The sequence below is a fragment of the Moraxella sp. E33BD genome, from assembly GCF_041807865.1.
GTDB lineage: Bacteria > Pseudomonadota > Gammaproteobacteria > Pseudomonadales > Moraxellaceae > Moraxella > Moraxella haemolytica.
In genome coordinates, this window is sequence record NZ_JBGTZD010000002.1 from 76,532 (window position 1) to 95,611 (window position 19,080).

The 19,080-nt window shown below is 41.6% G+C and carries 18 protein-coding genes and 2 tRNA genes; 6 read left to right on the plus strand and 14 right to left on the minus strand.

The genetic code is table 11. The features are described 5' to 3' along the window. The first annotated feature begins 328 nt into the window (after positions 1–328). Together ACERC6_RS01550 and ACERC6_RS01555 are read left to right on the plus strand one after the other, a co-directional pair. Entirely contained in the window at positions 329–697 is a 369-nt protein-coding gene (locus ACERC6_RS01550) for a CidA/LrgA family protein (protein ID WP_284674564.1), read from the plus strand. Further along, the gene (locus ACERC6_RS01555; RefSeq protein WP_373627487.1) at positions 690–1,415 is read left to right on the plus strand and encodes an LrgB family protein; all 726 of its coding nucleotides are present in this window, start codon (positions 690–692) and stop codon (positions 1,413–1,415) included. Before ACERC6_RS01550 ends, ACERC6_RS01555 begins: the two co-directional genes overlap by 8 nt. Positions 1,416–1,658: 243 nt before the next feature. Here ACERC6_RS01555 and htpX read toward each other — a convergent pair whose 3' ends face one another. From htpX to lptD, 5 genes are all read right to left on the minus strand, one after another. Next, positions 1,659–2,564, minus strand: coding sequence for a protease HtpX (gene htpX, locus ACERC6_RS01560; RefSeq protein ID WP_284674216.1), 906 nt, complete (start codon positions 2,562–2,564; stop codon positions 1,659–1,661). Positions 2,565–2,809: 245 nt separating this feature from the next. Continuing rightward, on the minus strand, positions 2,810–3,556 hold the full coding sequence (locus ACERC6_RS01565; RefSeq protein WP_373627488.1) for a lytic transglycosylase domain-containing protein: 747 nt from the start codon (positions 3,554–3,556) through the stop codon (positions 2,810–2,812). 215 nt (positions 3,557–3,771) lie between these two features. Next, positions 3,772–5,085, minus strand: a complete 1,314-nt coding sequence (locus tag ACERC6_RS01570; protein ID WP_373627489.1) for a peptidylprolyl isomerase — start codon at positions 5,083–5,085, stop codon at positions 3,772–3,774. A gap of 40 nt (positions 5,086–5,125) precedes the next feature. Continuing rightward, complete coding sequence (locus ACERC6_RS01575; RefSeq protein ID WP_373627490.1) at positions 5,126–5,260, minus strand: hypothetical protein; 135 nt, start codon at positions 5,258–5,260, stop codon at positions 5,126–5,128. Next, a complete protein-coding gene (lptD, locus tag ACERC6_RS01580; protein ID WP_373627491.1) occupies positions 5,242–7,893 on the minus strand; it encodes an LPS assembly protein LptD in 2,652 nt (883 codons plus the stop codon). The genes ACERC6_RS01575 and lptD overlap by 19 nt, the downstream gene beginning before the upstream one ends. A 217-nt stretch (positions 7,894–8,110) precedes the next feature. Between lptD and ACERC6_RS01585 the strand changes: the two genes are divergently transcribed. The 4 genes from ACERC6_RS01585 (at position 8,111) to ACERC6_RS01600 (ending at position 10,293) form a co-directional block, all read left to right on the plus strand. Further along, positions 8,111–9,127, plus strand: coding sequence for an aminoglycoside phosphotransferase family protein (locus ACERC6_RS01585; RefSeq protein ID WP_284674220.1), 1,017 nt, complete (start codon positions 8,111–8,113; stop codon positions 9,125–9,127). A gap of 138 nt (positions 9,128–9,265) precedes the next feature. Beyond that, a complete protein-coding gene (locus ACERC6_RS01590; RefSeq protein WP_373627492.1) occupies positions 9,266–9,973 on the plus strand; it encodes a nucleotidyltransferase family protein in 708 nt (235 codons plus the stop codon). Positions 9,974–10,135: 162 nt separating this feature from the next. Continuing rightward, a tRNA-Val gene (locus ACERC6_RS01595) sits at positions 10,136–10,211 on the plus strand. Between the two features lie 5 nt (positions 10,212–10,216). Beyond that, positions 10,217–10,293: transfer RNA gene (locus ACERC6_RS01600), tRNA-Asp, on the plus strand. Positions 10,294–10,652: 359 nt separating this feature from the next. On the opposite strand, the gene metG is transcribed toward ACERC6_RS01600, so the two are convergent. The 9 genes from metG to rsmD form a co-directional block, all read right to left on the minus strand. After that, positions 10,653–12,692 (minus strand): methionine--tRNA ligase, encoded by a 2,040-nt coding sequence (gene metG / locus ACERC6_RS01605; RefSeq protein WP_373627493.1) that lies wholly within the window; start codon positions 12,690–12,692, stop codon positions 10,653–10,655. Between the two features lie 125 nt (positions 12,693–12,817). Continuing rightward, positions 12,818–13,207, minus strand: coding sequence for a stringent starvation protein B (locus tag ACERC6_RS01610; RefSeq protein WP_373627494.1), 390 nt, complete (start codon positions 13,205–13,207; stop codon positions 12,818–12,820). A gap of 2 nt (positions 13,208–13,209) precedes the next feature. Continuing rightward, positions 13,210–13,857 carry a glutathione S-transferase N-terminal domain-containing protein gene (locus ACERC6_RS01615; RefSeq protein WP_373627495.1) on the minus strand — a complete coding sequence of 216 codons (648 nt, stop codon included), beginning with the start codon at positions 13,855–13,857 and terminating at the stop codon, positions 13,210–13,212. 192 nt (positions 13,858–14,049) lie between these two features. After that, positions 14,050–14,772: a cytochrome c1 gene (locus tag ACERC6_RS01620; RefSeq protein WP_284674225.1), complete on the minus strand. Its 723-nt coding sequence runs from the start codon at positions 14,770–14,772 to the stop codon at positions 14,050–14,052. Next, complete coding sequence (locus tag ACERC6_RS01625; protein WP_284674565.1) at positions 14,772–15,989, minus strand: cytochrome bc complex cytochrome b subunit; 1,218 nt, start codon at positions 15,987–15,989, stop codon at positions 14,772–14,774. The genes ACERC6_RS01620 and ACERC6_RS01625 overlap by 1 nt, the downstream gene beginning before the upstream one ends. 23 nt (positions 15,990–16,012) lie before the next feature. Next, positions 16,013–16,597 carry a ubiquinol-cytochrome c reductase iron-sulfur subunit gene (petA, locus tag ACERC6_RS01630; RefSeq protein WP_284674226.1) on the minus strand — a complete coding sequence of 195 codons (585 nt, stop codon included), beginning with the start codon at positions 16,595–16,597 and terminating at the stop codon, positions 16,013–16,015. A gap of 553 nt (positions 16,598–17,150) precedes the next feature. Next, the gene (gene rpsI, locus ACERC6_RS01635; protein WP_284674227.1) at positions 17,151–17,537 is read right to left on the minus strand and encodes a 30S ribosomal protein S9; all 387 of its coding nucleotides are present in this window, start codon (positions 17,535–17,537) and stop codon (positions 17,151–17,153) included. Positions 17,538–17,547: 10 nt separating this feature from the next. Beyond that, a complete protein-coding gene (gene rplM, locus ACERC6_RS01640; RefSeq protein ID WP_373627496.1) occupies positions 17,548–17,979 on the minus strand; it encodes a 50S ribosomal protein L13 in 432 nt (143 codons plus the stop codon). A 273-nt stretch (positions 17,980–18,252) separates the two neighbouring features. Continuing rightward, positions 18,253–18,837 carry a 16S rRNA (guanine(966)-N(2))-methyltransferase RsmD gene (gene rsmD / locus ACERC6_RS01645; protein ID WP_284674229.1) on the minus strand — a complete coding sequence of 195 codons (585 nt, stop codon included), beginning with the start codon at positions 18,835–18,837 and terminating at the stop codon, positions 18,253–18,255. Between the last annotated feature and the right edge of the window lie 243 nt (positions 18,838–19,080).

Sequence of the window (19,080 nt, forward strand, 5' to 3'; positions counted from 1 at the left end):
TCTTTTGCTATCTGTTAAAATGAGTTTGAAAAATAATTGACCAAATGGATTGGGCGAAACATAAAAAGCAGTACATAAAGCAATCTGACAATATGCTAATAACCTGCCTATTATGTGGTTAATGTGGCGTTCAGTGCCATTTGGTTTGCTGTTATTAGGAGGTATTCATATACTGATTTACCCCAAAATAAAAAGATGGGCTGATGATACGAGTGATTGACAATGAAATCAAGTAAAAAACACTAAAAAATTGTAAAAAATCCCATAAAGTTTGGTGAATTGATGCCTTTGCGATACAATAGGTGTGTTTTGATTTTGAGAAAATGTGATGCTACTAAAAGCGTTCTTGGTTATCTTTGCGTGTTTATTCCTTGGTCAGGTGATTGTCATGGGATTTGATTTGCCCTTGCCTGCCAGTGTAATTGGGCTGCTACTATTATTTATTTCATTACAGATTGGATTGGTTAAGCTAAAGACGGTGGAAAAACTTGCCAAAGTGATGCTTGATCATTTGGTGCTGTTGGTCATTCCTGCGTGCATTTCTATCATGCAATACCTTGATGTCATCGCTGATGATGCGTGGATATTGATAGTAGCGACGGTTATCAGTACTTTAGCTGTGCTGGTGGTTACAGGCAAAAGCTATGAATGGCTAAGGCATCTACAAAAATCAACAAAAGGGGTGAAAAATGGCTGAAAGGTCGGTATTGATGCTGTTTTTTGAGCTAAAAAACAGCCCGTTTTTGTTGATTTTTATAATGGTTGGTGCGTTTGAGCTGAGTGTTTGGTTAAGACAAACCTTAAAGCAGCCACTCATTAACCCCACGCTCATCACGACTGTGGTAGTCATCGCATTTTTAAAGCTGTTTGGTATTTCTTGGGAGAGTTTTGAGCGAGCCAGTGGTTATCTTAGTTTTTGGTTACAGCCTGTGGTGGTGTGTATGGCGGTGCCTTTATACATGCAGTGGCAAAAAATCCGAGCCCAATGGCTGCCTATTATTGTTTCTCAGTTCATCGGTTCTGTGGTCGGTATCATAACGGGTGTGTGCCTTGTACAGCTTTTAGGTGGTAGTGAGGATAGTGTCATTGCCATTGCCGCTAAGTCTGTTACCATGCCGATTGCTATTGAAGTTACTAAAGTGTTAGATGGTGTGGTGGGCATCAGTGCGGCAATGGTGTTAATTGCAGGTGTGGTGGGGCAGGTCATGGGGGTGTATGTGCTACATCAAGCACGCATCAGACGGGCAATGGCTCAAGGGTTATCATTAGGGACGGCGTCGCACGCTTTAGGGACGGTGCGAGCCATGCAGATGAGTTCTCATCATATGGTATATGCAACGGTAGGGCTGATTTTAAATGGGGTATTGACAGCTTTTATCGCCCCTGTGATTGTACCGTGGCTGATTGGATTATAGATAACAAAAGGATAGCAACCTAATATTAAAAATACTTTGGATGAACCTAAGAGATTTTTTGTCGGTGGTATCAAAGGTTTTAGATTGGCTTTTTTAATACCTAATAATAGACGACCTAAAATAAGTCGTTCATGAGCAATGGGTGTATTTGATTGATGGCAGGATTTTTAGGGGCATTGCATAATACAATACAAAAACACCGCCAATGACGGTGTTTTGGTTGGTTTTGATGAATACTGCCGATCAATGTGGCAACTTTTGTAAAGAAGCAATGCGATCATCAAGCGTTGGGTGGCTACGGAACAAGCTGGCAATGCTAAAGCCTTGTGATTGACCGCTTGAAATGGCAAAGGCTTTCATGCTCTCTGGCATTTGGTCTGGGTGGGATTGAGCAGGGCGAAGAGCATTTAGTGCGGCGATCATATTATCACGACCTGCTAGGCGAGCCCCCATTTCATCGGCACGATATTCACGCAGGCGAGAGAACCACATAACAATCGCACTTGCCAAGATACCCAACAAAATATCCATGACAATACTGGTAACAAAGTAAGCGATGCCAGGAGAATCACTTTCGTTCTTAAATATCGCCCGATCGACAAAATTACCGATAATGCGAGCAAAGAACATCACAAAGGCATTGACGACACCTTGAATAAGTGCCAGTGTTACCATATCGCCATTTGCCACATGACCGATTTCATGAGCAAGTACCGCTTCAACTTCTTCTGCTGTCATGGTGTGTAATAGTCCCGTTGAGACAGCAACTAGGGCGTTATTTTTGTTCCAACCTGTCGCAAAAGCGTTTGGCTGTGGGTTATCAAAAATACCAACTTCAGGCATGCCGATACCAACGGCCTTTGCTTGCTTGGCAATGGTATCAACAAGCCATTGTTCTGTACCATTTTTTGGGCTTTTGATAACGAGCGTGCCTGTGGATTTTTTTGCCATCCACTTTGACAAAAATAACGAGATGATAGAACCTACCATGCCATATACAAGACACATAACAGCGAGGCTGACATAGTTTAATCCATTTGAGCCATGCACACTGCCCAAGCCAAAGACGCTAGATAAAACACCAAAAACAATGCTAAATACGATTAGAACCGCTATGTTGGTTAATAAAAACAAACCAATTCGCATCATAGCTAATTTTTCCTTTTTAAAAGAATTTAAAATTGGATGATAAAATTACTGAATAAAAAATCAGATAAACATGAAAAAATCTGATTAATGTTATTATAAGGATAAAACTAAAAATTAAAAGCCTTTTACCACCTGATGCACAAAAAATAAACACAATAAGTTGGTATAATTCACAAAAATGGGTAGTGAATCAAAAGTTTTGGCTTGCATTTGGTTCATTGCTGTGCTTGGCGTTGATGTATGGTTTATTCACCGTCTGTAGTGGTGTTAATGTTAATGCCTGTGGGCCGTTCAATCTTTTTGATGGTGGTTGTCATGCTTAAATCCATATTCATCGCTAGCTGATATCCGCCTTGAGATAGATTGGTGTCGTGAGCATATAGGTTTTGATGGCGACTATTAACCTTGTGTACATAGTTTCGTGTTTCTTTAAATGGTGGAATGCCACCATATCGCTTGACATTGGCATGACCTGCGTTATAGGCGGCGATGATGTGGTCTTGATTTGAAAATTTTTGACTAAGCCATGCGATATATTTAACCCCACCTTCGATATTATCAGCCGGATCCCAAACATTGACCACGCCCATATCACGAGCGGTGCCAAGCATGAGCTGCATAAGTCCTTGAGCTCCCATGGGTGATTTGGCGTATGGGTTAAATGATGATTCGGTATGTATGATTGCTTTGACTAAGGCGGGATCTACGCCATGATGAGTAGCAGACTCTCTGATGAGAGTATCATAGGTATTATTGCCAATGCTTCCAATATTTTGGCTGTACGGTATGCTATATTGGATGGGTTTGGTGGGCTTTGTGCCATAGTGAATGTCGGAATCGTATTGACTACTGCTGATATAAGTAAATTTACTTGTACCGCTACCGTTAGACTGAATGATTGTTAATAATTTATCATCAATCTGTGCATAAGCAGAAAGGGTGGATGTACTAAGTGATAAGGCGGTAAGGATAAGCGAAAGGGTTTTTTGCATGATATTTGTTTGGTCAAAAATTGCGTGCATTGTAGCACGGACTTGGTAAATACGCCCAAGCTTCTTTTGTGTGCTTTGGTAACCAAAGTGGGTCATTCTTGCACTCATCTTGATGGCATGATACAGGTCTTGCTGTATTGTCTTGAAAACATCTAAAAATAAAAGGGTGTTAATAAGCACCCTTTTATTTAAATCATCATCAAAAATCTTAATGCTTACTCAAAAATTTTGATGTAAGCAGAGGCTTTCATTTCTTGAATCCAGTCTTCTTGGGCTTGCGGAGCGATACGCTCAAAGATGATCTCACGAGCAATATTTTTGTGAACTTGTGAGGTAACATCACGCTCTCGTATATTATCTACCTTTAGAATATGCCAACCAAACTGTGAGCGAAAAGGTGTGGAGTAGTCGCCTTTTTCGGTGTTTTTCATCACCGCTTCAAATTCTGGTACCATCTGGTTTTCACTTACCCAACCTAGGCTACCTTGTTGCTGTGCTGAACCTGTATCGTCAGAATAGGTGGCCGCCAATTGAGCAAAGTTTGCCCCTTTTTGTAGTTCATTGTACAGTGCGTTGATTTTTTGTTCAGCAAGTGCGGCATTTTGGTTGTCATCAACGCGTACTAGAATGTGGCTGGTTTGCCATTCTGGCATGATGACTTTTGAGCCATCAGATTTTTCTACCACTTTGACGACATCAATGCCTGTGCTACTAACAATAGGATTGGTTGTTTCGCCTGCTGCCAAAGTGGTGATTTGTGGTGCTAGCTGGCGTGGTATGGCGTTTTGATTGATTAGCCCTGTATCCGCCCCTTGTAATTGTGGCTCATAGTCTTTGAACTGATTGAGTATCATACCAAGTGATTTACCACTTTGTAGAGCGACAGCAACTTCTTTGGCGACATCGTGAGCTTTGGCTTTATCTTGACTGTTGGCATTGTCCCTGTAGGGAATACGAATATGCACGAGATGATATTGCGACTGTTTGATGCTGGCAGCCTCAGGCGACTTCAAAAAAGCTTCAATCTCTTGGTCGCTGATATTGATGCGGTTTGACATTTGGTGTTGCCACAAAGCGGTAATCGCACCATCTTCGATGAGCTGATTGCGTAAAGCGGCATAGCTGCCTTTTTGCTTGGCGTCAAGGGTGGCTTGTAGTTCAGATAGTGATTTTAGACCTTGTGCATGAGAGATTTCAAGCAGTTGGCGGTTGATGACTTCTTCATTGGGGGTAACGCCTGCACGATTGATGATACCCATTTGTAGTTTACGGACAATAAGAGCATCTAGGGCGGCGTGTTGAATTTGAGCAGAAGTGGCATTGATGTTATTGGCTCGGTATTGTGCATTTAGAGCGGCGATGGCGGCAACCAATTCACTCTTTAAGATGATTTCGTCATTCACCACGGCGATGATACCATCGGTGCTTTGAGAGATGCTGATATTAGCGAGTGCCATTGGAGTAACACCAAGTGTCGCTGTGGCAAGCATGCCCATCAATAAAGGGCGGATGAAAAATTTGCCTTGCATGAAAGTTCCTTTAATTTTTAAAGTAGTTGCTAAAAGGTTATTAACAAAAAATCTCATTAAGTGTAGCATTTGCCACGCTCATCGTCAAACCCATGAGATGAATTTTACCAAAGTGTTTGAATGGGTAACGATTGGGCAAGATAAATCGTTTGGTGTTTAGTAAGATTGTTGCCATACAGATTGGGTGCTGTCATAGCCAATTACTTTATCGCTCATTAGGCGATTTAACCGACCGCCACTGGTTATGCCGTTTAGGCGAATCTCCGCCATGATGGCGTTGTTTGCTCTGGCTTCTGGGTTTAGGCTATTTCTATAGCGGCGTACATAGACCGACAGCCCATAACAGCAATCTTCGTAGTTGATACCGACTAACGCATCTAATAATCGGTCGTTGCGATAGTCGTACTGAGCTTGGCTTAGGACACGCCAGTGATTGCTGATGGGAAAAATAGCAGCGGCAGTATAAGCGTGCAAAGGCAGTTGATTAAAAGCTGGAGTTTCTTTGCGATTGATGACACCTAGGCTATATAGGCTATGCTCTTTTGGTTGATAGCGTAGTTGTGCATTGATGTGATTTAGGTCATAATTGGGCGTGAATGAACCATCTGATTCTACCCATAGGTTGTTTATTGGTTGTGCACTAACCTGCCAAGCCAATCCTGAGTTGCCATTGTGCTTGGCGATGTTATCCTTTAAACCAACTTTTAAGTTATCCAAATAAAACTGCTGTGCCACACCAGTATGCAGGCGAGTATTGCCATCTTTATCAATGTAGCGATAACTAAGAGCAGGTGTGATGGCATGCAAGTCTTGAATGCGGTCATGACCTAGTAACCATGAGTCAGACAATAGCTGGTCGTAACTGATGGCGGCATAAGCAGCTTCAAAATTTGGAATATTTCGTTGGTCTTTATAGGGGGTGTGGTTATATTTGATGCGAGGGGATAGCACCTGATATCCATCCAAGCTACCATCAAACCAACCAAAAGGTGAGCCTGATTTTTCAAAGAAAGTTGCGGTATCTAGGCTAAATTGTGGGGCGAAGACTGAATAAGTGCCTTTTTTGCCTATTAAATTTTGTGCTGTCAAGCTATCTTCATCGTAAGAGGCGTATAGATGGTTAAGGCTCAGTTTTGGCGTAAGATAGCCCCACGAACGCAGCATTGGATAGCTTGCTGAGAGCTGATTGTACATACGCAAACCGCTTTTTTCGCTTTCTGAATTATCATTGATGGATTTTTTGAAATAAGCAATATTATGCGTACCTGTAATATCAAGTTTATCTAGTGAGCTTGGGATACGAAGTTTTTGACCTAAGGCATCATCAGACTTGGGTAGGGTGTATTCTACCATCAGTTGTGGCAATTTTGAATAGGGTTTATCCTTATCGGCAATGGGCGTACCGTTATGATTTGTACCGCCTAGCGTCTGAAAGGTCTCTGCACGAAAATCAGCATTGAGATGTTCGTTATAATAATTCACCCCAATGCGTCGTGGCAGGTTTAAAGGATTGTTTTTAAGCCCTAGTGTGTCAAAGTCATTTAAATAATCAGTATCTGATACATGGCGATAAGTGGCATAGGCAGAGAGATTATTGATGTTTTTGGCATGCCATTCATGATCAAAGAATACATGATAGCGGTCTTTATTGTTGCGTTTGCGGTCGTTGGGTAAATAGGCGACATCAAAAGTACCTGAGCCATATTTTTTGGTCAAATAACGAAATTCAGCACCAAGCATGGGGTTTTTGTTACTAAACAGGGTTGGTGTTAGCGTTGCATCAAAGTTGGGGGACAAATTAAAATAGTAAGGAATATCAACCTGCACGCCATCACTAGAATTGATTCCCACATTAGGTAATAAAAATCCACTGCTACGGCGAGCATCAATAGGAAAATTAAAATACGGCAAGTAAAATACAGGTATGTCTTTGATTTTGAGTGTGCTGTTTTTGGCAATGCCACGACCTGTATTGGTGTCAATTTCAATGCTGTCTGCATTTAGATGCCATTTGCGTTCAGTGGGCGGACAAGTAGTAAACATGACTTCGTCCATCTGATAGTTGGCGTCGTTGATTTTTTTTAGCTCTTTGGCGTGACCGTGTGCACCGATGGTAGTGCTAGCAAAGGCGACATCTTGGGCTTTAGCGGTTTTGTCTTTAGCATTGTATTGCAGTTTATTTGCCACGCCAATGATGCCTGCACTGCTTTGATTGGTTTCATTTAGCTTTTGCTGACTACTGGATTGATTGACTGGAGTGTGAGTGGGTGTATCGCCAAAGATGACTTGACCTGTTGCTGTAGATTCGCCTGTTTTTGGGTTGAAAGTGATTTTGTCGGCAAAAACTTGTTGACCATTTTGTTCTAAGATGACATTACCTGACAATTCGGCATATTCGTCATTGCCATAATAGCCATAGTCTGCTTGGGCGTAATAAGTACCATCAGTAGCGTCTGGCTTGATTTGCCCATAAGCGTTTTGTTCTGATGAGTGCATGATTTGTGCCTGCGACTCATTCGTTACTTGTCGGTCGGCTGGTTGCTCGTGTCCTAGCTCTTGAGTAAGAGATGTGCGTTCTTGTCTTGGGTGCACCCATACACCTTGGCAGCGTGCTTCATCATTAGACTTGGTATGATAGTAGCTAGATAGGCGCTCAAGGCTACTGTTTTTTTTGATAGGCTGACCGGATTGTGGTGTGTAAGCCAAAGCGTTGGTTGGCGACAACGCACCAAATAATGCCATGTGAATGCTGACAGCCAAGCATAGTTTGGCGTGCTTTGGTTTAAGTAGGGTGCTTTTTGGTTTCACAGTCAAAAACCTTGTATGTTGTCTTTTGATGATAAAGTGTCGTGATGATAAAGCATCGTCATGATTTTTTTGGTTATTTTACACCATTTTTTATGAAAGGTTGTAAGATTTTCATCATGAAATATGGCGATTTTAGCAGAAATTTACAGTACGACCACCAAGAAACATGGTAAAATCTGACCCATCTTTACCAATTTTTATGAGTCTGGGGGCTTATATGACAACACGCCATGATGAGATGATGGTTTTTTTGAATGCCAACCTTGCTACAGGGTTTAGAGTAGAAAGTCTAGCAGGCGATGCCAGTTTTCGCCGTTATCATCGCATATATCTGCCAAATGTCGATGAAAATGGCGTGCCTGTAACTTACCTGCTCATGGATGCACCACCTGATAAAGAAAGTGTGGCAGAGTTTGTTAATGTCGCTGACATGATGTCGGACACGGTGAATGTACCGCAGATTATTGTTCGTGATATTGAGCGTGGCTTTTTGTTATTACAAGACTTTGGCACGGTTGAATTTGCTCACCTTATCCGTGATGATAAGGCAAATGTTGATGCCTATTATACCAAGGCTTTGCAAACCTTAGTTGGGTTGCAAAGTTTACCCACTAAAGTAAACCTGCCTGAATATAGCAAACAAAAACTGTCTGACGAAATGGCGTTATTCACCGAGTGGTTCTTGCCTTATGTTGGGGTTTTGCTCAGTGATGAAGCTAGAGATATCATGCGTGACTTTACCGCCTATCTGCTAGAGAATATCGTAGCACAACCAAAAGTTGTTGTGCATCGAGATTATCACAGCCGTAATTTGATGGTGGACAAAGGCAGTGATGCCTTGGGAGTGATTGACTTTCAAGATGCGGTCATCGGAGCGTATACTTATGATTTGGTGAGCTTGGTGCGTGATGCTTATGTGGATTTTGATGAATCTTGGGTGAATGCTAAGATTGCCGAATTTCATCAGCTAAAACAGCTTCATGGCGACATTGATGACTTTATCAAGGAAGTAAACATCATGGGTGTACAGCGTCATCTTAAGGTGCTAGGTATTTTTGTGCGCCTCTATCAAAGAGATGGCAAGGCTCGCTATTTGGCGAATATTCCTAAAGTCATGAAAGATTTACTAAATGAGCTTGACTGGCTACAAACACATGGTGAAACAGCGGTTGTGCCATTTAAGAGTTGGTTAAACTCGGTGGTTCTGCCTGCTTATCATGCCAAGTTTTCCTAGCAGACTATACGATGGTGAGAAAGTCTGATGGTGGTTGGCTTTATGGCACATTGATGCAAGAACAGCCATTACAAAAACAACCATTATAGGCAAGTTTGTTTTATCAAAATATTTATTTCATTGATTAAAAAGGAAGTCATGAGCATTACACAAGCGATGATTTTAGCGGCAGGCAAAGGTACTAGAATGCGTCCTTTGACTTTAACGACCCCCAAGCCTTTGGTTCCTGTGGCGGATAAGGCACTGATTTTGTGGCACATTGAGCGACTTCGTAGCGTGGGAATCTGCGATATTGTCATTAATGTGGGATATCTTGGTCGGCAGATTATTGATGTGCTATCAGGCATGGATTTAGGGGTGAATCTGCGGCTTTCTGATGAAAGCGTGCTTGATGAGCCACTTGAGACAGCGGGGGGTATTAAGTATGCTTTGGCAAATGGGCTATTAAGAGATGAGCCGTTTATTTTAATCAATGGTGATGTGTGGACAGAGTATGATTTTTCTGGCTTGATTAACCATAAACTGTCTGAGCATTTGGCACATTTGATGCTTGTTGAGAATCCAGAACATAATCTGGCAGGGGATTTTTCCCTAACTGGTAATTTAGTACAGCCAAAAAGCGATGATGCACCTAGCCACACTTTTGCAGGCATTAGCGTGCTGTCGCCTAGACTGATTGATGCGGTGGAGGTAGGCGAGATAGCTCCGCTTGCTCCGTTTTTAAAAACAGCCATGCTAAACAATGCGGTAACAGGGGATATCATGATTGATAAATGGGTTGATGTCGGTACTCTGGAGCGGTTGTCTTATGTTGATGCCTATGCCAGAAAACTAAAGATTGATTAAATAGTTAATAAAATCATAATCTTACAAAATATTTTAGATTTTTATGAAAAAAAGAATTGACACTCTGATAAAAATCTATATAATACGCACCACAACGAACGAATAATGAAGTTGCTTAATATAGTATTTACTTAATCAATTTCAAGTAGTTCAACAGAACATGGGCGGTTAGCTCAGTTGGTAGAGCGTCTGCCTTACAAGCAGAGGGTCAGCGGTTCGAATCCGTTACCGCCCACCATGTTCGCAGCGGTAGTTCAGTTGGTTAGAATACCGGCCTGTCACGCCGGGGGTCGCGGGTTCGAGTCCCGTCCGCTGCGCCATCTTATTTCAAACTCATATGAGTTTGACTTTTTTACCCCAAGTCTCCCCTGTCTTGGGGTTTTTTTGTTTATGTTTTTTTGTTTGCAAGTTGTGTTTTCTTTGCTGTCGCATATTTGAAGAAAAAAGCATTGCTCAAGTCGTACAAGGCCTGCCTGTTGGGTTAAACCGATGTAGGTAAGTGAGGCGTCTATGGTGGCTGTGTATTTGGTGTGGATAGGCTATAATATAAACTTTTACTGTGCTTGTGGTGTGATGAGCGGTGGTTATCATCAGATATGCAAGGTATGAGTAATTGAAACCTTACTGAATAAATATCCTAAAAAAATCGCTGATGTTTTATCAGCGATTTTTTAAATGCTTAGGCTAGTACTGCTCCTGCAGTCATGCTATCAGGCAATAAAACAACTGTCAGTTGCCCATCTTTTTCGGCCGATAAAATCATGCCTTCGCTGATGCCAAATTTCATCTTGCGGGGAGCAAGATTGGTAACGCAGATGACGGTTTTGCCTTGCAAATCTTCAGGTTTATAAAATTTAGCAATGCCACTAAATACATTTCGTGGGTTATTCTCACCGACATCAAGAGTGAATTGTAATAGCTTATCCGCTCCTTCTACCGCATTGCACTCAAGTACTTTGGCGACTTTCATCTTAACTTTGGCAAAATCGTTAATGCCGATAAAATCGTTTTGGTTGGTATTTTCCATAGCTTTACCTTCTTTTTTGTCTTTTTTGCTGTCAGTGGATTGTAGGTTTTCTTTCGAGTCATCAACCATTGCTTGTACTTTCTTGGGGTCAATGCGTTGTAGAAGCGGTTTAAACTCGTTGATGGTGTGGGTTAATACATCAAAACGGGCATCAAAATTTAAGCTCTCTACATTCAAGAATGCTTGTGATTCATTTGATAATGTTGGTAATACTGGCGATAAATAGACCATGATTTTATGGAATAGATTTAGCCCAACCGAACAGATATCTTGAACATCTTGGCTGTTTGGGTGTTCTTTGGCGATTGCCCATGGTTTTTTGTCATCAATATACTGATTGGCAAGATCGGCAAGTGCCATAATTTCACGAATGGCGGTGCTAAACTCACGGTTCTCGTAGTGCTTAATAATGCTGTCGCCTGCTTGGATAAATCGGCTTACCAATTCAGGTTCTACGCAAACATCGGACAGCTTATTGTCAAATTGAGTGTTGATAAACTTGGCACAGCGACTCGCAATATTAACGACTTTACCGACCAAATCAGAGTTTACTTTGGCGATAAAGTCATCAAAATTTAAATCTGAATCCTCTACTTTATCGGATAATTTGGACGCAAAGTAATAACGCAAGTACTCAGGGTTTAGGTGTTTTAAGTAGGTCTCAGCTTTGATGAATGTGCCACGAGATTTACTCATTTTTTCGCCATTGACGGTCAAAAACCCGTTGACAAACAGCGAAGTTGGCGTGCGGTAATTTGCTCCAGATAGCATGGCAGGCCAGAACAAGGCATGGAAATAAACGATGTCTTTGCCGATAAAATGATAGACTTCAGCAGTGCTATCAGCTTTCCAATAATCATCAAAGGACAGTTCGGTTCGTTTGGATTTGATATAATTTTCACAGCTAGACATATAGCCAATGGGGGCATCCACCCACACATAAAAGTACTTGTCCTTAGTGTCAGGGATTTTAAAGCCAAAATACGGTGCGTCTCGACTAATATCCCAGTCATTAAGCCCTGCTTCAAACCATTCATCTAGCTTGTTGGCGATAGAGATGGGTAGTCTGCCTTCGTCTCTTGTCCATTTTTGCAAAAATTCAGCAAAGTTTGGTAGGCTAAAAAAGTAATGGTCGGACGATTTTTCCACAGGAGTTGCACCACTTAGGGTGGAGCGTGGATTGATGAGTTCGGTGGCATTATAGGTTGTGCCACACACTTCACATGAATCGCCATATTGGTCGTCTGCCTTGCATTTTGGGCAAGTGCCTTTGATGAAGCGATCAGCTAGGAACATTTGTTTTTCAGGGTCAAAAAGCTGAGTTACAGGGCGAATGGCGATATTGCCTGCTTGCTTATTAGCAAGATAAATCTCTTCTGAACGCTTGCGGTTGGCATCAGAGTGGGTGCTGTCATAGTGGTCAAATGACACACTAAATCCTGCAAAATCTCGTTCATGCTCAACCTGCACGCCTTTAATTTGCTCTTCTGGGCTAATGCTGTTCGCTTCAGCTCGGAGCATGATGGCGGTGCCGTGAGCATCGTCAGCACAGACATAAATGACATCATGACCCATAGACCGCATGGCTCTTACCCAGATGTCGGCTTGGATATAACCTAAAAGATGTCCCATGTGGATTGAGCCGTTGGCATAGGGCAGGGCATTGGTAACTAATATTTGGCGTTTTGTCATGGCATACCTGTTTTTTCGTTTATCAAAAGAAATGGGTAAATTTTACTATAAATGTTTTATAAAATCACATAAGCAATCAAGATAATAGTTTGGTCGCTTCATAATGACAGTCGTTGCTTGATTGTTTAATCCACAAATTTTAAGCCATTGTGTTTTGATGGCTTGGTATCTGACTGGGTCGGTGTTGTATTTGTGTATTCGTTTGGATCAAAAAATAAGCCTTCGTTAGGATTTTCTTTGGCATAAATACCAATAACAGCTGCCATAGGAATCCACAAATTCTGAGAAACACCGCCAAAGCGTGCTGAAAAAGAAACGACATCGTTATCAATACATAAATCTTTGGTGGCCTGATAGGATGCAGCAAGTACTAAGCGTCCATCAATGGCATATTCTAATGGGGCAACCAAATCAGGGTGGGTGGCATCGATGAGTAGGTAGGCGGTCAAATCATTGTCTTCCATCCATTCATGTAAGGCACGAACCAAGTGAGGGCGTTTTGGGGTGAAAGTCATGGCTACTCCGTGTATTTATCCAGATAGTTGGGTAGAGGTTTTAGGCTATTTTTGAAACTTTGGCGTAAAAATAGTCGTTGTTGATAGTTGATTAGTGGTTTGCAGATATGAGCTGGCAAATGCACACCCATTTTGGGCAGTCGCCAAAAGAGTGGTGCTAATAAGATATCACACCAGCCGAACTGTTCGGATAAAAAATACTCGTGCTTATTAAATAGAGGTGAAAGCGTAATTAGGGAGTTGGATAGACTTTGTCTGGCAATTTTGGCTTGCATCTCGTCAAAGCTATCAGGATGAGTAAGGAGCGTTCTTCCAAGTGATAGCCAATCTGTCTGCAACCGCCACGCAAGTTGTCTGGTTAAGGCACGCTCTTGTGGTGTGGCTGGTAGCAGTTTGGCTGCTCCGTGCCGTTCTTCTAGATACTCAAAGATGGTATTTATCTCATATAGTGCCAAATCACGATTAACCAATATGGGTAAGGTTGCATAAGGATTTAGTTGTGCCAGTTCTTCAGGTCGTTCGTCTTGGATGTAGGCAAGTTCGTATGACAGCTGCTTTTCTTCAAGCAATAATCTAACCACATGGCTATCATAGCCATCATTACCATACAGAAGGAATTGCGACGGTAAAAGATGAGAAAAGTCTGCCATATGGTTAATTAACAATAAAAAAATAAGCCCTAGTTTATCAAATTTTATGCTGAAAGTCTTGGGAAATTCTTAGTTTTGTATTTTAATAATCTAAATCGCTCTTTTGATTGATGCTTCTATAAAAACGATAATAAGGTTGGCTGATATAAAAAATGCCAGTGATAAACACTGGCATTTTGGGTTATTGTTAAATTACTTAACATCTTTCCAGAATTCTTTGTTGAGTAGATAAACTGGAATAAGCAAGATGAGTAAAAATAGAATCACCCAAGCACCATAGACTTTGCGGTCGTGGCGGACAGGTTCAGCCATCCATGCCATAAAGTTGACCAGATCGCCTACACGGTTCTTGTACTCTTCTTCACCAAGTTCTTGCTGAAGGTTGTGTAGAACATGTGGCATGGCTGCATTGGCAAGCACCAAGTTGTTTGCACCCCAAGGGCGACTTGGGTCTTCGTAGAATGACAGTAGGTAGGTATATACCCAGTCATCACCACGCAGACGAGTTACCAATGATAGATCTGGTGGTGCTGCACCAAACCAAGCACCTTGCACTTCAGGATCGATACCTGCAGTGATGTGGTTGCCGATTTGATCTGTACTTACCATCAAATATTTTTCAACCAATTCTGGTGGTATATCCAAGTCTTTTGCAATGCGTGAGTGGCGTACATATTGAGCAGAATGACAGCCAACACAATAGTTCATGAACATGGTAGCACCACGCTGCAATGAACCTTTGTTGGTTAGGTCAATGGGTGCTGTACTGCATTCTAGTGTCGTTTTTGTGCCATCGGCTTCGGTATACTCACCACAGCCATGACCACCACCAGCCATCGCTGATGGGCTTGCTACGATACCAGCACCTGCTAAAAGCAGACCTGCACCTAGAGTTTTTAGGTTAAATGCTTTCATTAGTGACCTCCCGTAACACGCTCTGGCGGTTGCTTGCACTTCTCAATTGATGTGTAGAACGGCATCAAGATGAAATACAAAAAGTATAGAATGGTACAAATACGACCCACAATAGTTCCTGTTGGTGTAGAGGAGACGCCACCTAAGTAACCTAAAACCAAGAAGCTGACTACAAAAATAGCAAGAGCAATCTTAGATAGGGTGCCTTTGTAACGCATAGAGCGAACAGGTGAGCGGTCTAACCAAGGTAGAACGAACAAGATAGCGATTGCACCAAACATTACAATGACACCAGGCAAGGCAGAGCCAAACATAGAAGGTGTTGCACGCAGCATCGCATAGTAAGGCATGTAGTACCAAACAGGGGCAATGTGTGCCGGTGTTTTCAGGGCATTTGCAACTTCAAAGTTTGGTTTTTCTAGGAAATAACCACCACCTTCAGGGGCGAAGAATACTACTGCAAAGAAGAATATCAAGAATACCACGATACCAACCATGTCATGCACAGTGTAGTAAGGGTGGAAAGGTACGCCGTCTAATGGTACACCATTTTTGTCTTTTAGTTTTTTGATGTCAATACCATCTGGGTTGTTTGAACCAACATGGTGTAGGGCAACCAAGTGCATGAATACAAGTCCAACCAAGATAAGCGGGATAGCGACAACATGCAATGCAAAGAAACGGTTTAGCGTAATGCCTGAGATGATGTAGTCACCTTTTACCCATTCACCTAAAGCATCGCCAATAAATGGAATGGCGGCAGGTAGATTAAGGATAACCTGTGCACCCCAAAATGACATATTACCCCAAGGTAGCAAATAACCAAAAAAACCCTCAGCCATTAAGCATAGGTAGATTGCCATGCCGATAATCCACACCAATTCACGAGGTTTTTGATAAGAGCCGTATAGCAAGCCACGGAACATGTGCAAATAAACAACCACAAAGAATGCAGAAGCACCAGTTGAGTGCATATAACGAATTAACCAACCGCCTTTAACATCACGCATGATGTATTCTAGCGAGGCGAATGCACCTTCAGCACTTGGGTTAAACATCATGGTGAGCCAAATACCAGTAACAAGCTGATTGACTAACACCACCATAGATAGGACACCGAAGAAATACCAGAAGTTAAAGTTCTTTGGTGCATAATACTTTGACATATGATATTCATAAGTCTCAGTAGCTGGGTAGCGTGCATCAATCCAGTTCATCAATTTTTTAGCGATACTCATGATTACGCCTCCCCAACAGTCAAGATGCTGCCATCAATGCTGTATTCTGGAATAGGTAGATTTAACGGTGCTGGCATACTGCGATAAACACGACCTGCTAAATCATACATCGAACCGTGGCAAGGGCAGAAGAAACCACCCATCCAATCCGCACCGCCCAAGTCAGCAGCACCGACCTCGGGTCTAAATATTGGTGCACAACCTAAATGCGTACAAACACCCTCAACAACCAAGATATTTGGTTCTCTTGAGCGAGTTTCATTCTTGCAGTATTCAGGCTGAACAGACCCATCAGAATTTGGGTCGGCAAGTTTTGGGGTAACTTTACTTAAGTTTGCCACCATTTCATCGGTACGCTTAACCACAAAGATGGGTTTGCCACGATATTTTACGGTAATCATTTGACCGTTTTCAATACCACTGATGTCTGTAACAACAGCGGCACCCGCAGCTTCCGCCTTTGCACTTGGATACCAAGAACGCACAAATGGGGTAGCGATTGCACCAACACCAACCGCACCAATGGCGGCGGTTGTTGCAATTAGGACTCTACGGCGTTTAATATTCACGCCTTCGGCATGGCTCATTAAAACTTCCTCCAGAATAAAGAATGGGAAAAATCCCATACTGGGTGTGTGGATATGGTAGGAGTTATTCAACGATACCATGTCCACATTTGCTGTGCCTATTTTACTAGTTTCTAAACATGTCTATTTTAAGCTATTTTTGTCATAAAATAAATTGTTCTGTTGCTAAGTTGTGAAAAAAGTCGCAAAATTTTTAATGAATTAACAAAAAAGATCATTTTTTGGTAAAAATTGCGCAATATCCAACCCATTTAGTAGGAATTAGGATGATTTTATTTTTAATTTAATTAAACTTATATTTAAAATAATTTTAATAATTATCAAAATTGTACTTATATTTTATCTTAATGGGTGCAAGATAGAAGCGAGCGATGATTGGCGATGAACTTTTTTGAGTGACTTGTATGACGAAAGTTATGTAGTTATTAAAAGATTGTTTTTAAGATTAGGTTATCTTAGAAACAATCTTTTTAGTATCACTAGGAGCATAGGACATAAAATATCGGCATAAAAAACTCTCGTAGAACGAGAGTTTTTTTGGGGTATTGCGAGATTAACGCTTTGAGAACTGTGGACGACGACGAGCTTTGCGTAGACCAAGTTTCTTACGTTCAACTTCACGAGCATCACGAGTAACGAAGCCAGCTGCTTTAAGAGCAGGTTTTAGGCTTTCATCAGACTCGATAAGTGCACGAGTGATACCATGACGAATTGCACCTGCTTGACCACTTGCACCACCACCAGTAACGGTGATGTATAGGTCATAGTCGTTGGTTACTTCTAGTAGTTCTAGTGGTTGACGAACAACCATACGAGAAGTTTCACGACCAAAGTATTCATCTAGGGTTTTGCCGTTGATAACGATGTTGCCAGTGCCTTTAGACAGAAAAACACGGGCAGTAGAAGTCTTGCGGCGACCTGTACCATAATTGCGTTCCATGTTGTTCTCCTTAGATGTCTAAAACTTGTGGCTGCTGAGCTGCGTGTGGGTGTTCTGTACCCGCATACAGTTTTAGCTTTTTAATCATCGCATAGCCCAAAGGACCTTTTGGTAGCATGCCTTTTACCGCTTTGTGTAGCACATCTTCTGGCTTGTGGGCTAGAAGTTTGGTAAAGTTGGTCTCTTTGATGCCGCCTGGATAACCAGTGTGGCGATAGTATTTTTTGTCCTGAGCTTTTTTACCAGTAACGGTAATTTTGTCAGTGTTGATAACGATGATGTAGTCACCAGTATCAACATGTGGGGTGTACGATGGCTTGTGTTTGCCACGCAGACGAGAAGCGATTTCGCTCGCTAGGCGACCCAATGTTTTACCTTCAGCGTCCACGACATACCAGTCATGTACAACTTCAGCGGGTTTGGCACTGATAGTAGTAGTCATATAAAACCTATTTAGTTGAGTTTGAGAGTTGACAAATAAAAAGCCGAAGCCTTGATTTTACTTGCTTTAAGAGTTGGGAAACGAAGGGCTCTCAAAAAACAGCGGTAATTATAGCTTAAATTCTAATGATGTGCAATAATAAATTGCGTATTTAATGCATTTGGTTGCTTTGTTAGTATTGGTGATGCTTGCTTGGATTATTAATATTTAGTCTGTTTTATATAATAAAACCTTGAGCGTAGGTTGATATATTGCATTGATGGTGGACTGATATCAATTCATGGTATTGGATTTTATACTAACAAGGTATGCCAAGGCTTGTCCAACTTTGGTATGTTTGATGATGGTGATGGGCGTATTGATGATGTGTTCAATGGGTTTATCGCTTTCTACATATAATTGTGTGCCATGTGTGATAAGCTTATGTTCTATGAGCTTATCAATAATGGGTTGCCATAGATTTAGAGCGTAGGGCGGATCAATGAAAACCACATGAAAAGGCGTGGCTAATGTCGGAATGACGGATAAGCAGTCGCCTTGAAAGATGGTGGTGTTATGAAGTGCTAATTGAGCGGCAGTTTGTTTTAATTGTGATGCTTGTTGTTTATGAAACTCAATAAAAGTAGCGAAAGCAGCCCCTCTTGATAGGGCTTCAAATCCTAATACCCCTGAACCTGCACAGACATCAAGTATATGAGCGGACTGAATGTCTGCCATCAGCCAGTTAAAAATCGTTTCACGCAAGCGGTCTGGTGTGGGTCGCAAACCTTCAGCATCAATAAAGCTAATACTACGGCGTTTATGCTGACCGCCGATGATTCGTATTTGATTGGTTTTTTTTGGGAATTTTGCTTTCATTGATCTATTGATTTGATATAGTAATCTGATAATAAATAAAATAAGATTCGGTGGGTTTTGGAGTTATTATAACATAGTGCTTAGGGTATTATAAAACTGTTTGAAGCTAATTTTAGTTGAATGAAATGCTTAAAAGAGAAGATGATTAAAAATATTAATCATAATGACAACAATTGCAAGATTAAGAAAAACTGACACCCAGTACAAAATATGCTAAAATAATCAACGCTTTTACTGACAATG